13 protein-coding genes and 1 pseudogene are annotated in these 16,117 nt (G+C 57.3%); 2 read left to right on the top strand and 12 right to left on the bottom strand.

The genetic code is table 11. The annotated features are described in order from the left end of the window. Positions 1–19: 19 nt before the first annotated feature. The 12 genes and pseudogenes from QN399_RS04645 to QN399_RS04590 form a co-directional block, all read right to left on the bottom strand. Entirely contained in the window at positions 20–826 is an 807-nt protein-coding gene (locus tag QN399_RS04645; RefSeq protein WP_322177666.1) for a DUF4123 domain-containing protein, read from the bottom strand. Next, the gene (gene vgrG, locus QN399_RS04640; RefSeq protein ID WP_323565883.1) at positions 823–2,529 is read right to left on the bottom strand and encodes a type VI secretion system tip protein VgrG; all 1,707 of its coding nucleotides are present in this window, start codon (positions 2,527–2,529) and stop codon (positions 823–825) included. Before vgrG ends, QN399_RS04645 begins: the two co-directional genes overlap by 4 nt. A 183-nt stretch (positions 2,530–2,712) precedes the next feature. Further along, entirely contained in the window at positions 2,713–4,626 is a 1,914-nt protein-coding gene (speA, locus tag QN399_RS04635) for an arginine decarboxylase (RefSeq protein WP_322177664.1), read from the bottom strand. A 153-nt stretch (positions 4,627–4,779) separates the two neighbouring features. Continuing rightward, a complete protein-coding gene (locus tag QN399_RS04630; RefSeq protein WP_330200616.1) occupies positions 4,780–5,151 on the bottom strand; it encodes a translation initiation factor Sui1 in 372 nt (123 codons plus the stop codon). A 191-nt stretch (positions 5,152–5,342) separates the two neighbouring features. Next, complete coding sequence (locus QN399_RS04625) at positions 5,343–5,882, bottom strand: NUDIX hydrolase (protein ID WP_322177662.1); 540 nt, start codon at positions 5,880–5,882, stop codon at positions 5,343–5,345. A gap of 3 nt (positions 5,883–5,885) precedes the next feature. Continuing rightward, positions 5,886–6,959 (bottom strand): DUF2333 family protein, encoded by a 1,074-nt coding sequence (locus tag QN399_RS04620; RefSeq protein WP_322177661.1) that lies wholly within the window; start codon positions 6,957–6,959, stop codon positions 5,886–5,888. A 1,196-nt stretch (positions 6,960–8,155) separates the two neighbouring features. After that, a complete protein-coding gene (locus tag QN399_RS04615) occupies positions 8,156–8,647 on the bottom strand; it encodes a hypothetical protein (RefSeq protein WP_323565882.1) in 492 nt (163 codons plus the stop codon). Further along, positions 8,644–9,147, bottom strand: coding sequence for an Hcp family type VI secretion system effector (locus QN399_RS04610; RefSeq protein WP_322278044.1), 504 nt, complete (start codon positions 9,145–9,147; stop codon positions 8,644–8,646). The genes QN399_RS04615 and QN399_RS04610 overlap by 4 nt, the downstream gene beginning before the upstream one ends. Positions 9,148–9,206: 59 nt before the next feature. After that, a complete protein-coding gene (locus QN399_RS04605; RefSeq protein ID WP_330200615.1) occupies positions 9,207–9,860 on the bottom strand; it encodes a hypothetical protein in 654 nt (217 codons plus the stop codon). Then, a pseudogene (locus QN399_RS04600) lies at positions 9,857–10,078 on the bottom strand (hypothetical protein); the annotation flags it as partial. The gene QN399_RS04605 and the pseudogene QN399_RS04600, both read right to left, overlap by 4 nt. Before the next feature lie 87 nt (positions 10,079–10,165). Next, positions 10,166–10,819, bottom strand: coding sequence for a hypothetical protein (locus QN399_RS04595; RefSeq protein WP_322177657.1), 654 nt, complete (start codon positions 10,817–10,819; stop codon positions 10,166–10,168). Further along, the gene (locus tag QN399_RS04590; RefSeq protein ID WP_322177656.1) at positions 10,816–11,976 is read right to left on the bottom strand and encodes a hypothetical protein; all 1,161 of its coding nucleotides are present in this window, start codon (positions 11,974–11,976) and stop codon (positions 10,816–10,818) included. The genes QN399_RS04595 and QN399_RS04590 overlap by 4 nt, the downstream gene beginning before the upstream one ends. Positions 11,977–12,387: 411 nt before the next feature. On the opposite strand from QN399_RS04590, the gene QN399_RS04585 reads away from it, so the two are divergent. Together QN399_RS04585 and QN399_RS04580 are read left to right on the top strand one after the other, a co-directional pair. Beyond that, the gene (locus QN399_RS04585; protein ID WP_322177655.1) at positions 12,388–14,055 is read left to right on the top strand and encodes a PleD family two-component system response regulator; all 1,668 of its coding nucleotides are present in this window, start codon (positions 12,388–12,390) and stop codon (positions 14,053–14,055) included. Between the two features lie 52 nt (positions 14,056–14,107). Continuing rightward, on the top strand, positions 14,108–16,069 hold the full coding sequence (locus QN399_RS04580; RefSeq protein ID WP_322177654.1) for a methyl-accepting chemotaxis protein: 1,962 nt from the start codon (positions 14,108–14,110) through the stop codon (positions 16,067–16,069). Positions 16,070–16,117 lie beyond the last annotated feature (48 nt).

The following is a 16,117-nucleotide window of genomic DNA, read 5'->3' as shown; positions in this document are numbered from 1 at the left end:
GCTGACCGCGCGCGTAAAACTACGATCGTCCGCCCTCCCAATAATTACGCACGTTGTCGAAACGCACCTGCTGCCCCATGTCTGCCAGGTTCGAGGGCAACGAGGCCGTCGGAAACCTGGCCCTCAACCCGAGCCATTCATCAAGAATCTGTGGATCATTGAAGCCAAGGCGCAGGCCTTCCTGAAGATGACGCAGGGTCTTGCGATAGCTGTTGTCTGTCGCACGGCTCCAGAAATACGCATGGCGTTCCAGCAGGCACTGTTGCAGCTTTTTCTCTTGCTGGACGCTGAGTTGGGGTTCGGCCGTCAACGGCACAACGTCCAGCTTCGGATTGTTCAGGTACAGCCGGTCCTGATAGTCGTCGGCTTTGTCTGCCCAAGTGCCGCCGACCCAACTGATCGAGTCTATCGGCCCCAACCAGCGGCTCAACGCCTGCACGTCCATCGAGTCGAAAAAATAGGAGGCGGTCTGGGCGTTGTAATAAGTGATCAGGCTTTTGTAGTGATCGCTGAAACGAACAGTGAGCATGCGCCGCAAATGGGCCAACAATTCGTTCTTGGGCGCCGAGCAAAAAATAGTCAGACCTGGCCAGGCCGCCGTCTCACTCTCGCAGACAACGTTGAAGGGGTCGTCGGGGCGCAGGGACACCAGCAGCGGGCCCTGTTTGCGGATCAGGTGCATCTCCGTGTCCGCAAACAGTTCGTAGCAGCGGGTGCGAGGGAAGCGCTTTTTAAGCTGACTGGCCAGGCCGGGCACGCTCGGCGTATCAAGCAATAACCATTTATTGTCAGGCCTGTAAAACCCGTTGAAATCGGACTCTTTCATGGCGCTCCCTCCCCGTCGATTCGCGTCATCGCCCGACAGGCGCAAGGCGTCCTTTGGCAGTGGGCAAAACTTCCACCCGAAGGCAACTGACACAGCAGGACCAACGGATGACCGGCCTGCAACAGCTCCAGCAGTTCGTTGGCTCGCGCGTGCAGTTCGGCTTCATCGCGGAGCTTGTCCGCTGCAGACTGCGGCGCAGGGTCCGCGTTAAACATGATCTGCGCACTGCTCAGTTTCAAACCGTCATGCCTAAGGAGGACCGAGCTACTGCCAACGCTAAACAACAGTTCGCTGTCTTTTTCGAACGTCAGCGTGATCCCGCCAGACAATTCGATTTTTTGCCCTTCGCTGACAAACGTTCGCGGATCGAGGCGCATCCGCAGAACCTGCTCGTCCTGACGCGGTACCTCACTCGCGTCTGACCCGGCAAGGTCAGAAACAGACTCGGGATGGGCACTGTCTGCGCGGTCAAAGCCCTCCGCCCCCTGACGTTGCAAGTACGCGGTTACCTCTGGCTGATCGGGGTCGCCGTGGATAAAACTCACCATCACCTCCATGCCGACCCTCGGCTGGGCACTCTCATCATCGCCCTCGCCGACCAGCGCCGAAGACACCGGCACCCAACAGCTGGCGTATTGCGCGCCCTCGCCTTGAAGCCCCCAGTCGAACTGCACATTGATCCGGCCCATCGAGTCGCAGTACACCTGATCGAAAACAGGGCCCACCACCCGCGCGCGCTGCACACCCCGCATGGGCGGCCGAGCCGTTACGGGCGAAGGGCGGAAGCCAACCTCCCACGGCGTCGCCTGGAAATGATTGCTGTACGGCGAGTCGGAGCTGATGACGGCGGCCAACAGCTCATCGAGCTCCTGCGGCTGATAACCCCGGTGCTGAACCTCGGTCAGGAGCCAGAGATGATTCCACTCTTTTTGCGGATGCTCACTCAACGGCAATAGCAGTCCGGCCCCCAGATAAGGCGCCGTACTTTCGCCCTCGGCCTGCTCCAGAGCGCGGCGACTGTCCTGCCCACCGTCAGCGGTGCTGACGGAAAAGCGAGTAACTGCATGCTGTGCGGCAGGGACCTTGCGGGGCTTTATTTGCGCCGATTCCGTCTGGAAAGGACAGGTCGGCGCACGTCGAAAGCCACCCTGGCTATCCCCGAACACCAACATATGGCAGCGCCTTGAATGCTGAAAATGGTAATGAATGCCCTCTTCCTCACACAGGCGCTGAACGAATTGCAAATCCGACTCATGGTGCTGCGCGCAATACATGCGTTCACGGTAGGTGCCGCTGAGTTCAAAGCGGTGCGCATCGGCGCGAATGCCATGCTCCTTGAGCACCCTGGCAATGATTTGCGGGGCCGACAGGCCTTGAAAGATCCGCTGGTTAGAACGCCCGGCAAGGCACGCGAGCCGAGGACCAAGGCTTAAACGATAGTGGCCGAGATGCGGCCCTCGACGGCTTTGGTCGGCGCCATGGATCTGCCCGTTGATCCCGGTTTTAGTGTCCACAAAGCTCAACCATGCCGACCGGTACATCAGGCTTTGCAGGTTCAGATCAGAGGACTCACTGACCACTTCCAGCTCAAACGCAAAAGGCTGGTTGATCGCTTCCGTGCCGGTAAACGACAGCACGTTGAGCCTGTGGGACAGGTTCGGGATATCCAGGCGAAAAAAAGGCTCGGTGACTGGATCCAACATCGGCGGCTCCTCTACGTGGGTACGACCGGGGATTCTCGCCGAGAGAACCTTCCGAGTAGAGGGCTGGAACGCAGAACAGGAAAGAGCCTACAAAAAAAAACGACAAGGCAGACAGATAGCCGGACAAACGAACGGGCCACATTCAGGGCCCGTTCGTGTACAGCTCAGCCGCCGGCGATCCGATCAGGAAGACAAGTACGACGACCGCGTCAGACCCAGACGCAGCGCGTCCAGGTACTGAGTACGTTCGCGCGGACTGATCTTGGCGCTGGCAACCTTGTCGCGGTAATGCGTCATCAGCTCGTCCGGAGACAAGTGCACGTAGCGGAGCATGTCCTCGATGGTGTCGTGAGTTTCGATGCCCCCGTGGTACACGCTGCCGTCCGGTTTCTGATAGATGTTTACCGAGTCGGTGTCACCGAACAAGTTGTGCATGTCACCGAGAATTTCCTGATAGGCGCCCACCAGGAAAATCCCCAGCAGATAATCTTCGCCTTCATTGAGGGCATGAACCGGCAAGCTGGTCTCGATGCTCTGCTCGTCGACGTACTGCTTGATCTTGCCGTCGGAGTCGCAGGTCAAATCCTGCAGGACCGCACGGCGATTCGGCTCTTCGTCGAGACGGTGCAGCGGCAAGATCGGCAGTACCTGGCCAATCGCCCAGGTGTCCGGCAGGCTCTGGAACACCGAGAAATTGCAGATGTACTTGTCGGCGAGCTTGTCATTGAGTTCGTCCAGCACCTGACGGTGCGAACGCTGGCGCGCCTTCAACGAGTTGTGCAGACGGCGGCAGACCGCGAAGTAGCACTGCTCGGCCAAGGCTTTCTGCGCCAGCGTGATCTTGCCATCCGCATACTGCGTGGCAATGTCACTCATGTAGTGCGTGGCACGCCAGTAGGTTTCGGTAACCATCTCGATGTCGGTCGGCCCGAGCAGGTCTACCAGCCATTGCACGGTCTCCGGCAGGCTTTCCTTGTCAGCGATCTTCGGGATTTCGTCGTTGTGCCTTTCGACGTCAGTCACCTGCACCACCAACATCGCGTGATGCGCCGTCAGCGAGCGGCCGCTTTCGGAGAAAATGTTCGGATGCGGCAACTCCTGCTCGTCGCAGAAGTCCTTGAGCATGCCGACCACGACACCGGCGTAATCGTCCATGTCGTAGTTGATCGAGCTGGCATTGCGCGAGTGAGTACCGTCGTAGTCCACGCCCAAGCCACCGCCCACGTCGATATGGTCGACCGGCAAGCCCAGATTGCGCAGTTCGCCGTAGTAGCGGATCGCCTCTTTGAACCCGTGTTGGTAGTCAGCCAGGTTGGCGATCTGCGACCCCATGTGGAAGTGCAACAGGCGCACGCCTTGATCAAGGCCCGCCGCGCGGAAACGCTCGACCACGGACAACAGCTGCGCTGCAGACAAACCAAACTTGGATTTCTCACCGCCGGTATCAGCCCATTTGCTTGATGCCAGCGAAGACAGGCGCACACGCAGGCCAATCTGTGGCGCGACCTTGAGATCGGCAGCCTCGTCGATGACCAACGCCACTTCGGATTCTTTTTCGATCACGATGAAGACGTTGTGACCCAGCTTTTGCCCCATCAATGCCAGACGGATGAACTCGCGGTCCTTGTAGCCGTTGCAAACGATGGTCCCGCCTTTGGGCGCCAAGGCCAGCACGGCCATCAACTCCGGCTTGGAACCCGCTTCCAGGCCGATGGAGACGTCCTGCGTGGCGATGATGCTTTCCACCACGGCTTCTTGCTGGTTGACCTTGATCGGGTACAGCGCAGTGTATTTGCTCTGGTAGCCCAGACGCTCGATGTTGGCGTCGAACGCACCAGTCAACTGACGAACGCGGTCTTGCAGGATGTCGGGGAAGCGCACCAGCAGCGGCAGGGAGAGACCACTTTTGCGCAGCTCGTCGACCTGTTCATACAGATCGATAGGCGCACTGCTCGGACCGTTGGGGCGAACTTCAACGCGGCCGGCGTCGTTGATTGCAAAATAACCGGCTCCCCAATGACGAATCCCATAAACACTGCGGCTGTCCGCAACTGTCCATTGGCTGCCATCGTCTTTGCGTGTGCGTCGTACGGACATCGAAGTCCCCTATAAAGAAGTCAAATAGCGTCAGCCGCAACAGGGCTGGCGCAGTGTAAAGAATGGAAGTGACGATTTGGCACTGTGTCGACAGGCGCCCGTCTGCGTTGAGAAGTAGACCCGGATCAAGGCACAGAGTTTAGACGTGGAGGCTTAACCGCCGGACTTCTTTGCTTTGAACCCAAGTTTCACCAGCTCCGCCAACAGCAGTTCGACATGATCGCCCTGAATCTCGATCACCCCGTCCTTGAGCGCACCGCCAGTTCCGCAACGCCGTTTGAGCGCAGTTGCCAGCTCTTTGAGCGGGTCTTCGGCCAACGGTACCCCCGTGACAGTGGTCACCGTTTTACCGCCACGACCTTTGCTTTCGCGGCGCACACGGGCGATGCCATCTCCATCGGGGATAACGGTTTGTTTGCAGACACAGGTATGCACGGGCTGACGACAGTCGGGGCAATGCCGTCCTGCGTCGGTGGAAAATACCAGACCGCCCAAGGCGGCGAAGGATGCGGCTTTTTTGGCCACCAGCAATCCTCTTGTTTGAGGACAAAGATGGGCCGGCTCCGGCGTAGCGGGTAACCGACCGCGAAGCCCCACTCAGGCAGGGGCAGCGCTACTGGGCCAATAATGGCTCAGCTTGAAAAGGTCGCGCAGTGTAACGGCAAAAAGTGCAGATGCTAAGGGCAAATATGCGCCAATTTCTTGAACATTTGCGCCTAAGACTCCGTCTGCCCCAAATAACGCTTCAGTGCCGCCAGAGAGTCCGGGCAGTAAGGCTTGTGCAGCGTTTCACTCAAGGCCTCGGCCACCGGAATGAAGCGTGCTTCCAGCACCTCTTCAGGCTGCAACGTCAGCGGCCCGTCCCAGACAGCGCTGAACACCGCGCACCACAGGCGATTGCCCGGTTGATCGAAGAAGAAATGTTCATGCGCGCTCAGCGATACACCACTGACGCCCAACTCTTCCTCGAGTTCGCGGGCCGCTGATTCGGCGTACGTTTCTTCGGCCAGCACCATGCCACCAGCGGCCACGTCCCAATAACCCGGATAAATAGCCTTGCTCAAGGTGCGCCGATGCACGCACAAGTCACCGGCAGAGTTGAACAGCAATATATAGGTGCCACGTCCAATCAGACCGCGCTCGCGTAGCTGAGCCCGCTCAATAGAACCCAGCTGTTTGTCCTGCTCATCGACCCAGGCAATCTGTTCGGCGTCGGAGGCGGCGCGGTGCGCGGCCTCCTGAGAGGAGAACGGCATCGATCAACCCTGCGAAAGCAGTTGGCGCAAGTCGATCACCGCAGCGTTGGCCCGGGAAATGTAGTTGGCCATGACCAGCGAGTGGTTAGCCAGCACGCCGAAGCCGCTGCCATTGAGAATCATTGGGCTCCAGACCGGTGCCTGCGAAGCTTCCAGCTCACGAATGATCTGGCGCACGCTGACCGTGGCGTTCTTTTTCGCCAACACATCGGCAAAGTCTACTTCGATAGCGCGCAGCAGGTGCGACAACGCCCACGCCTGACCCCGGGCTTCGTAGAACACGTCGTCAATCTGCAGCCACGGTGTCTCCACGATCTCTTCATCGACCTTCGGTACTTGGCCTGGGAGAACAGACTCGGTTTTCAAGCTGCTGTTTAGCTTCACCCGGCCGACGCTGGCCGACAGCCGCTGCGACAGCGAACCAAGACGGGTGGCGACGTCACCCAACCAGTTATTCAAGTTATCGGCGCGGGCATAAAATAGTGCACTTTTTTGGCTAGGATCGGACAAGCGCGCTTGATAGCGGCTCAACGAATTGATCCCCTCCCGGTACTCGGACTCACTCGACGGCAAGACCCAGCTTTTATTGTCGAAGTTGAAACGCGGCTCAGCTTTGGCCAAGTCGGCGTCTTCTGCCGATTGCGATTGCGAGCGGGCAAAGTCCTTACGCAAAGCACGGCTCAGGTCACGCACCTGCACCAGTACGCCATATTCCCAATGCGAGATGTTGTCCAGCCACACGCCCGGCGGGAAGCGGTCGTTGGAAATATAACCACCGCGCTTATCGAGCAGCGTCGATGCCACGGTCTTGAGCGTTTCGACCGTGGTGTAGCCGATGACCATCTGCTTGCCCTGGCTCTCAGCGGCCAACTGCGCGTTTTGCTGAACCGGAAACAGCGCCGGTTCCTGGCTCCAGTACCAGCCAATCACTAGCGTGACCAGCAAATACAAGCCGACCAGAACACCTAGAGCACGGCTAAAAAAAACACCACCCCAATAGCTTCGGGGGCGGGTTCCAACCGCTGAGTCATCGACACGGTCCTGTGCGCGGCCCGCGCGGTTCTTCCAGTCCAGCATGGCTATATCCTTTCAATCACGAAATTCAATGGTTCGACCACAACCTTACAGCAAGGTGCCTTGGGTGTGGGAGGGAGGTTGCGTGGAAATGGTTTGAGGGGGGTAGCCGGGGGCATTCGCTTCGTAGTCTAAAGGCTCGACAAGCTATTGTTCGCGATCCGATGCGGTTCCTTATAATAATCAATAAGTTTTTGTTGCTTGCCACCCAACGCGTTATGCCCCCACTTGCGTACGGGTTAACGAATTTCATTTGGAGCGTGAGTGATTTTTTTCCAAAAAAAGTGATTGAAGCGAAACCTTGCTCTTCGACGTCGTTGTAATAACCAACATTCAATATCACTACCGGAATCAAAATCCCGCAAAACCCTATCGAGCGCTGCACCGTAACATCTCCTGTTGACTCTGAAGGTTGGTTTCAATCCCTAGTCGATATTTACAATAATCAATAATCTGGCGCCTTTCAGAATCACTCAAGTACTGAAACCTTGGATAATCTCCAGATTTGGCAAATAGGTTAGTAAATTCAACTTTAAAGGTTGGCGACTTTTTAATAAAAAAATGCCATTGCACCGGACCATGCATTCCCGCAGACTTATAATACCCCACGGTTAGACAGAGGAGCATTGCCAGTGACGTAGTTATTGCAATCAGTTTCATAGGACAGAGGGCTCGCTCAGTCCAGTCGAACGTCTTAATTTTGCCACCAGCTCCATACCCGTATTACCAAGGCAATACTTGTCATCTCCTCTCCGACTCGGATACTCCCGGCGGTTTTTAGGTGATGCGGTGTTAATTTTTTTATGCATTATATTGAGCATACTTATATTGCTTATTTCAAAATAGGTAATCTATTATTTAAATGGTCAGATTTGGCTATACCCTTCCAACTGCCTATATACAATTGTCCGCCTTCACGATTACTACTGCTCTTGTTACCATTGTAACTCCATGACTGTCGGCCTACTTGGGCTTGTCTTGAACAAGAGAAATACTCGAGCGACCAGTGACAGGGGCCTTAGTCGGCTGCCACCTAAGATCCATTCGTATGGAGATACAGGGCAGCCGCAAAGCGTCCTACCGCCCTTCCTCAGAATTTCAAACCCGCTTTAGATGACAATCATAATATTTCGGCGTCAATTCTCCTATCAATAGCAATTAATTGACCTACGGCACGCCGAAAGACATACATTCGCTAGTTAGTTAGGCACCACGTGCAGGGAAATCTTTGCGCCCTCTGGCGGCGCGGGTATATGGGCTATTCCAATAACGTCGGTTCGTCGCTTACTCGTCTCACCTTCAACGGTGGCGATATAGCCCCGATTAATAAGCGGCTCCCCCGTTTGGCTATCGGTGACGCGAAATATCCGGCGATGATGCTTTTCCTGGGGCGGAGGGGCATCCATCAACTCCATCACCCGATGATCAAACAACTTCGCACCCACTGATTCGTCAATTTGACCGCCATCAAAGTAATATGCCTCGTCCCTCACCAACAACCATTCGCCACTCTCGACCCGTTTCACCACCTCGCTGTCAAACGGGAGCATCAGAACGTTACGAAGCGGCGCCATCCCATCGATATCGGCCCCCCTTTCAAGATGCTGCTTGACGATATCCAGCGCTTCGTCAACCGGATAGGTATGTTTCACCTCCGACAATGACGGGTACAACGCGCTGATCAACTTCACTGCTGAGACCCTGCGTGCCATTCGTCATAGCCACTGGTTTTACCGATTTCGTGTCGACAAGCAATGAACTGATAGGCAAAGTGCACCGTTTCCAATTGAGTGAAATGGGCAGTACTCAAGTTCTGACAGTGGGGCATGGTCACATTGAAGGCGACGATGATCGCGCCTTCCAATTCAATAGTGTAAAAGTGTTCCTGGACACCGTTGCCAGCGGGGCGATACAAGTCTAATCGGCACGTTTTGATCGCTTCACCGTTGGCGGCTGCATTAAAGAGCAAAGGCGAGGACTTATCGACCGCCTTGGTGATGATCAGCGGCTTGTGCATACGACGACCGGTTACTCCGCCAGGAATAACGACTCCGTGGTCGTATGCCTGCACCAGAATCTGATCTTCATGGCCCAACTGCCATGCGTTACCAACCGAGTCCTTGCCGAGCGCACCGGCAGTGATAAGGCCTTGCTGGGTTCCGTGAATGGTCATGTAGGCGGGACTTGGCATTCGGATGCTCCATTTTTTTTCGAGAAAAAGTATTCGGATGACTGGCGGGGGGCGAGTACTCAGCGTGCAAGCACAGGGGGCTCGGTATCGATGGGCAGCCATGGTTTGGCAAGCGAGAGAGTGATCAGGTAGCGCTCTTCGCTGGGGCGTTTTTTGTCCTTGAAACGATTCATGATCAGCATTGCCTGATATTTGTCGCCAGCCTGCCAATAGGTTCTTCCGCCCTTGTTCACGTCTTGCAATTGGGCGCGCCATTCGGGTGTATCGGCGAAGGGTGGATCGTCTTTCGGCCAGATGACGACCCAGCCGCTTTGACGCCATTGATCCTGTAAGTCCAGCACGACCTTAAGGGCGTCATCGAGCAGCAGCGGTTCGATTTGCGGGGACATGCGAACATCGACAATCAAATTGTCATCAAATGAGACCGTGAAAAAACGAGCTTGAGACGTTGAGAACCCATACTGCGGGTCGATGAACCTTAATCGCGCATCGGACTTAGGGATGCCGAACCACACACGCCCAGGTATCAGTTGACTAAAGTTCGCCGTAGAGCGCTCTCGCAGGTCCTCGTAAGTGCCCCCCATCTCCAAGGCGATTTCCGGTTCGTCCGCTAACGCCTGAAAACCCCAGCGCATCAGCGCAACAGCCAAAAGGGCGAGCAGGACAATGCCCAGTCGCCGACGCCGGCCACCGACGCGTGATTGCAGTTTCATCGCACGCCCTCGCCAGCGGCGATCTCGTTGATCGACTGCTCCAGGGCACTGCGGTTGTCGTCGTGCAGCATCTCGTCGAAGCGCGCCGCCGCTCTGAGCACGAAGGCCATCCGCTGCTCAACGTCCGACAGGTCCGCCAACGGGTTGCTGCCGAAGCCGATAGTGCGGCCATCCTCGCCCCCCTGACATTGGCTGGCGAGGGTCAGCTCGATGGCTTGCAGGATTTCCAGAGCAGGTGTTGGCATTCGGATGCTCCATTATTGTTGCGAGAAAAAGTATTCGGGTGACTGGCGTGGGGCGAGTACTCAGCGTGCAAGCACGGGTGGCTCCGTATGGGTGGGTAGCCACGGTTTAGCTAGATCAAGGGTGATCAGGTAGCGCTCTTCGCTGGGGCGCTTTTTATCTTTGAAGCGATTCATCAACAACATGACCTGATATTTGTCGCCAGCCTGCCAATAGGTTGTTCCGCCCTTGTTCACGTCCCGCAATTGGGCGCGCCATTCGGGCGTATCGGCGAAGGGTGGATCGTCTTTCGGCCAGATGACGACCCAGCCGCTCTGGCGCCATTGATCCTGTAAGTCCAGCACGACCTTAAGGGCGTCATCGAGCAGCAGCGGTTCGATTTGGGGGGACATGCGAATGCCATCAATTCGCTCGTTTTCAAATCCAATAGTGAAGAAGCGAGCCAGCGGCGTGACGAACCCGTACTGCGGGTCGCTGAACCGCAATCGCGCATCGGACTTGGGCATGCCAAACCAAACCTCTCCAGGTATCGCCGGACTAATGGCCGCACTTGAACGCTTGCGCATGTCTTCCCAGGGTTCACCGATCACTAACGCGAGTTCCGGTTCATCCGCTAGCGCCTGAAAACCCCAGCGCAACAGCGCAACAGCAAAAAGGGCGAGCAGGACAATGCCCAGTCGCCGACGCCGGCCACCGACGCGTGATTGCAAGCTCATCGCACGCCCTCACCCGCAGCGATGTCCTTGATCGACTGTTCCAGCGCACCACGATTGTTGTCATTCAGCATCTCGTCGAAGCGCGCCGCCGCTCTGAGCACGAAGACCATCCGCTGTTCAACGTCAGACAGGTCCGCCAACGGGTTGCTGCCGAAGCCGATAGTGCGGCCATCCTCGACCCCCTGACATTGGCTGGCGAGAGTCAACTCGATAGCTTGGGCAACGCCAGAGGGGAAGCCGGTGACATAGGACGCGTGGTTACCGCGCAACAGAGCGATCAGTTGCCGATCCTCGTAGATTGATGGTTGCAGGATGTTCCGCTGCTCGTGAGCGGCAAATCGTTTCACGCTCTCGGCAATATCCCCAGCCTCTATTGCCTCAAAGGCTCGTAGAATTTCAGAATAAGACTTCCCAAAACGGAGTATTTCCTGCCCTACCGGCCACAGCACCGGGAATTTGGGATGACCATAAATGCTCGCGCGTGTTTTCAGGCACGTCTTCAATTCCGCGAACCCGCGTTTTTTATAAAACGCATGCAACGGAAAGATATCGAGGAACAACGTGGTGTTGCCCAGTGCCATCATTTCGTAGACGTGCTGGAACTGCTGCTGCATCAGGGATAACGATTCTCCCTCGAGGCGAATATCGGGGGATGGGACAGGGTTGCTGTCCTTCGCTTGCTGGTAATCGCGCAGCGTTTGCTTATCCATATCGCTGATGGTGTACACGCCCGGAATGCCAGAACTTGAGACCGAACTACCGGCCAGCAATCTCTGCCCTGCGTCGTACTCCGCCTGGACGCCGTCGACAGAGCCCGCCGCATGCAACAACCCGCAACCGACTTGCTTGGAAGCAAAGGCCGCCAGTCCGGCCCACTGGAAGCGCGGCTCGTGCAGCCACAGTCTGGCGTAGGCGGCGTTGATGGCGCGGTTTCGTTCGATGGGGTCGGCAATCAGGATGCCGCCGGGGGCCACAACCTCTTCGGCCTCCCGCTGAAAAACGCGCCAGACACCCTCACAGGTCAGAACCGGCACCTCAGTGACCCTGGTTTTGCATCCGTACAGTTCGACGACGTGGCTCGCGCACTCAGCGATGGGCTTGGTGTTTTGATTCAAGACCTGTTTGTCGCATTCGTGATCTTTAAAGCACTGAGTCATTGAGGTGGCCCCTGATTGGATGTCGAAACCCTATCAGGCGCAGGCTTGCCCGAAGCCTTGAGCTAAAAATTCAGAATGTTCTTACAGCGATAGCTCACAAATCATTCAGAGCACCGAGCCAAAAAATCAGAACTTTCTTACCTATCTATCCCGGTGTTTTCGCCACCCTGTTGCGTCCGATTCTCAGCCGTTCGCAGGCTTGCCTGCTCACATCCTGTTTCGGATACAAAATCTGCAAAAAAACGCCAATTCAACCCCTGTAATTCTGTACTACCCACGCAAACGGATTGGTCATTAGAAGGCTCAATACTTTAGGGGCTAATTGACTTACGGCACGCTGGGGGATGACGAGAGGTGCTAGCATAGAGCCACCAGCCTACCTACGCTTGCACCCTCACTAGTAGCCAGGATATGACCGAGCCAGAAGATCCGAGTCGTGATCGTCTCAAGCATCATTTTGCCCAGCGGGTAATTCATCAGGCACGTCAAATTCTTGAGGTCTGGCAACGCCTGCAGCAAAGTGAATGGTCAACTGCAGACATGGCAGAGCTCACCGATTCCACCTTGCGCCTGCTGCGTTTCGCCGAGCGCTTTGAACAGGCTGAGCACGCACAATTGGCACGCAGTATCAGCGTGGCACTTGATGACGTCGAAGCCAACCGTGGACGCCTGAGCAGCAGCCTGATCACCGAACTCAACCGGTTGATGCAACGCTTGTCGCGCACCGGCCTGCGCCACGGTGACCACCTGGACCAAACGTCGTTGCCGCCCCTGCGTAAGCCAATCTACGTGATGCTTCAGGACCACGAGCGCGCAGAGCGACTGGCCAAACAACTTGAGTTCTTCGGTCTGAGCGCCTTGTCGCTGGACAGTATTGCCGCGTTCCACGCCACTATGGCTGAGCGCTACCCGGCAGCGATCGTGATGGACGTCGACTTCTGCGGCCCCGGCGAAGGCCTGATCCTGGCGGCAAAGGTGCAGGACGGACTGGAGCACAAGCTGCCGCTGTTGTTTTTCAGCCATAACGAAACTGACACCCCGACCCGACTGGCCGCCGTACGCGCTGGCGGTCAGGAGTTTCTCACCGGCACGCTAGACGCATCGAGCCTTCTGGAAAAAATCGAAGTCCTCACCTGTGTGGCGCAATACGAGCCCTATAAAGTGCTGATCATCGATGACTCCCGCGCTCAGGCCACTCACACCGAGCGCCTGCTGAACAGTGCCGGAATCATCACCCGCACATTGATTGACCCGATCCAGGCCATGGCCGAACTCGCGGAGTTCCAACCTGACCTGATCATCCTCGACATGTACATGCCGGGCTGCACAGGTACCGAGCTGGCCAAGGTGATCCGCCATAACGACCGTTATGTCAGCGTACCGATCATCTACCTGTCGGCCGAAGACGATCTGGACAAGCAACTCGATGCCATGAGTGAAGGCGGCGATGACTTCCTGACCAAACCGATCAAGCCACGGCATTTGATCACCACCGTGCGCAACCGCGCGGCGCGAGCGCGCAACCTCAAAGCGCGGATGGTTCGCGACAGTCTGACCGGCCTGTATAACCACACACATATCCTGCAACTGCTTGAAGATTGCAGCTTCCGCGCACGCCGCGAAGGCAAGCCGCTGAGCTTTGCCATGCTCGACATCGATCACTTCAAGCGCGTCAACGACAGCCATGGTCACCCCATGGGCGACAGGGTGATCAAAAGCCTGGCGCTGTTCCTCAAACAACGCCTGCGCAAGACCGACTACATTGGCCGTTACGGTGGCGAAGAGTTTGCCATCGTGATGCCTGACACCGACCTGCACAACGCGCACCGAGTGCTGGACGAGATCCGCCAGCGCTTTGCTGAGATTCATTACCCGGCGCAACCGGTGGATTTGTCGTGCACCTTTAGTGCAGGTGTTGTGGAATTGTACGAAAGCGCCGACAGCCTGACGCTGTCGTCACTGGCAGATGATGCGCTGTACCACGCTAAAGATGCGGGACGTAATCAGGTGCACGCGGGCCGCCAGAGGCAAAGTGCCACTTTTATTCATGAATCGACCGATTCGGTCATAACACTGTAACCAAAACGCAATAACTTCAAGCGCTTACCCTTAGTCGTCGGGTCGAGACCACATGCGCCTGAAGCTGCTTACCAATCTCAATACGTTACTGCTGGTCACCGTTTGTGTCGCGTTAGGAATAACGCTTTGGTGGTCACAGCAGGCACTGGAACGCCCCTATCAACTGATGGAGCGCTACCTGAGCCTGTCTCAAGCGTTTCAAAACCAAGTCGCGCGCAGCATTGAGGATTACCTCTCCAGCGGCGATGCGCTGCGCCAAAGCGATGCCATTCAGGCCATCGACAAGCTCCAGCATGAGCTCGATGCGCTGCCGCCACAGATGGCCGACAGCCTGCGCCCGAGCCTCTCCCAACTGCGCGAGTTCAGCAGTAACGACCTGCTGGCCGCCGGTAAGCTGGCGGGTGATCCGCAAGGCCTGCTGTTACAGGCTGAACGCGAACTGGGCGCCGCGCTTGAACAGCTCACGCACTATGCTTCCAGCAACACCAACCCTGCGGCGCCCAGCTACCAAGGCCCGCTACTGAGCGCATCACAACACTTGGGACGCCTGAGTCTGGCCCGGGACAAACTGGTCAGCAGCGGCCGCAGTGAGCTGGCCGCCGATGTCGAACGTGAAGTCGCCGCCATCAGCACCCAGGCGCAAGCACTGGATGCCTTGCCATTGCTCGGCGTCACGGCCAGTGCCGAGTCGAGCACCGAAGACTTCTCCGCCATGATGGGCCTGGGCAACAGCGAGAAAGCCGTCGCCGAAGACAGCGGCGTGGGCTACAAACGTGAATTGAGCAGCCTGCTTAACCGTTACCCTGCCGAGCTGAACCGTACCCGGGATCAGATTCAGCGCCGCGCAGAACTCAGCGCCAGCGCTCAACTCAAAATCGACACGCTGCAAAAAGCAATCACCAGCCTGGAACCGGAGGTGCGCGGACAGCACGCACTTATCCAGGGCGATGTGCGGATGATGCAAGGCCTGATGATCGGCCTGATCCTGTTGATCGCGCTGTTGATCGACACCCTGCAACGGCGCCTGTCCCGCGTTCTGACCAATCTTGCGCCCGCGTTATCGACCTGGGCCGAGGGGGATTTCGCCAAGGACATCCAGCTGGGCGCGACCAACCGCGAACTGCGCGACATCGAAGAATCGCTGAATCGTCTGCGGGCCTACCTCGTGGACCTGGTCGGCACTATCCGCTTGAACGCCGAGCAGGTTGAGGGCAGCAGTCATGCCTTGGCCGAACTCTGCACCGGCCTGCATGGCGGCGCAGAACGCCAGGCCAGTGATACCGCGTTGATTCGCGACTCGCTGGGCGAACTGGAAGCCACCATTCAACAGGTGGCCGGGGACGCCAGCCAAGCCGCAGAGGCCAGCCGCGATGCCGGTCGCGCCGTAGAACAGGGTCAACGGGTGATCGGCCTGAGCCTGACCGGGCTGCATGCCCTGGTGGGCGAAGTGCAACACAACGCTCAGGCCATAGAAATCCTGGCTGTGGAGTCGGCCACCATTGGCAGCGTATTGACCGTGATCCGTTCTATCGCCGACCAGACCAACCTGCTGGCCCTCAACGCCGCCATCGAGGCCGCTCGCGCCGGGGAAATGGGTCGGGGGTTTGCGGTGGTCGCCGAGGAGGTACGCTCACTGGCCCAGCGCACCGCCGGGGCCACGGGCGAGATTCAAGTACTAATTGCCAGCTTGCAAAAAGCGGCAAGTGAGTCGGTAGAAGGCATGCGTGCTCAGGTCGAGCACGCCAAAGCCACCGCCAATCAGGCACAAGCCGCCGATGGCGCGCTGGATGAAATCGTCGGTGCGATCCAGACCATCGCCAACACCGCAGAACGCATCGCCGACGTTACCGCCCAACAAAGCGGTGCCGTCAGCGAAATTCGCGATCACAGCGAAGGCATCCACCAATTGGGCGGGGATAACCTCCTGCGCATCGGCGAAGGCCGCAGCCAAAGCCAGCACCTGCAACAACTTGGCGGGCGACTGAACACCGCCGTGCAAGCGTTCAGGGTGTAGATCCGCCTTTTGTAGGCGCAAGCGCCTACAAGGTCTGTGTCATGCAAG

The organism is Pseudomonas sp. 10C3, from assembly GCF_036346185.1.
Classification (GTDB): domain Bacteria; phylum Pseudomonadota; class Gammaproteobacteria; order Pseudomonadales; family Pseudomonadaceae; genus Aquipseudomonas.
The sequence above is the reverse complement of the archived record's forward strand: the minus strand, read 5'-3'. Positions and strand labels throughout refer to the sequence as shown.

Coding starts and splice junctions, on each gene's coding strand:
- QN399_RS04645 (WP_322177666.1), bottom strand. CDS start 826: ATGAAAGAGTCCGATTTCAACGGGTTTTACAGGCCTGACAATAAATGG.
- vgrG (WP_323565883.1), bottom strand. CDS start 2,529: ATGTTGGATCCAGTCACCGAGCCTTTTTTTCGCCTGGATATCCCGAAC.
- speA (WP_322177664.1), bottom strand. CDS start 4,626: ATGTCCGTACGACGCACACGCAAAGACGATGGCAGCCAATGGACAGTT.
- QN399_RS04625 (WP_322177662.1), bottom strand. CDS start 5,882: ATGCCGTTCTCCTCTCAGGAGGCCGCGCACCGCGCCGCCTCCGACGCC.
- QN399_RS04620 (WP_322177661.1), bottom strand. CDS start 6,959: ATGCTGGACTGGAAGAACCGCGCGGGCCGCGCACAGGACCGTGTCGAT.
- QN399_RS04610 (WP_322278044.1), bottom strand. CDS start 9,147: ATGCCAAGTCCCGCCTACATGACCATTCACGGAACCCAGCAAGGCCTT.
- QN399_RS04605 (WP_330200615.1), bottom strand. CDS start 9,860: ATGAAACTGCAATCACGCGTCGGTGGCCGGCGTCGGCGACTGGGCATT.
- QN399_RS04595 (WP_322177657.1), bottom strand. CDS start 10,819: ATGAGCTTGCAATCACGCGTCGGTGGCCGGCGTCGGCGACTGGGCATT.
- QN399_RS04590 (WP_322177656.1), bottom strand. CDS start 11,976: ATGACTCAGTGCTTTAAAGATCACGAATGCGACAAACAGGTCTTGAAT.
- QN399_RS04585 (WP_322177655.1), top strand. CDS start 12,388: ATGACCGAGCCAGAAGATCCGAGTCGTGATCGTCTCAAGCATCATTTT.
- QN399_RS04580 (WP_322177654.1), top strand. CDS start 14,108: ATGCGCCTGAAGCTGCTTACCAATCTCAATACGTTACTGCTGGTCACC.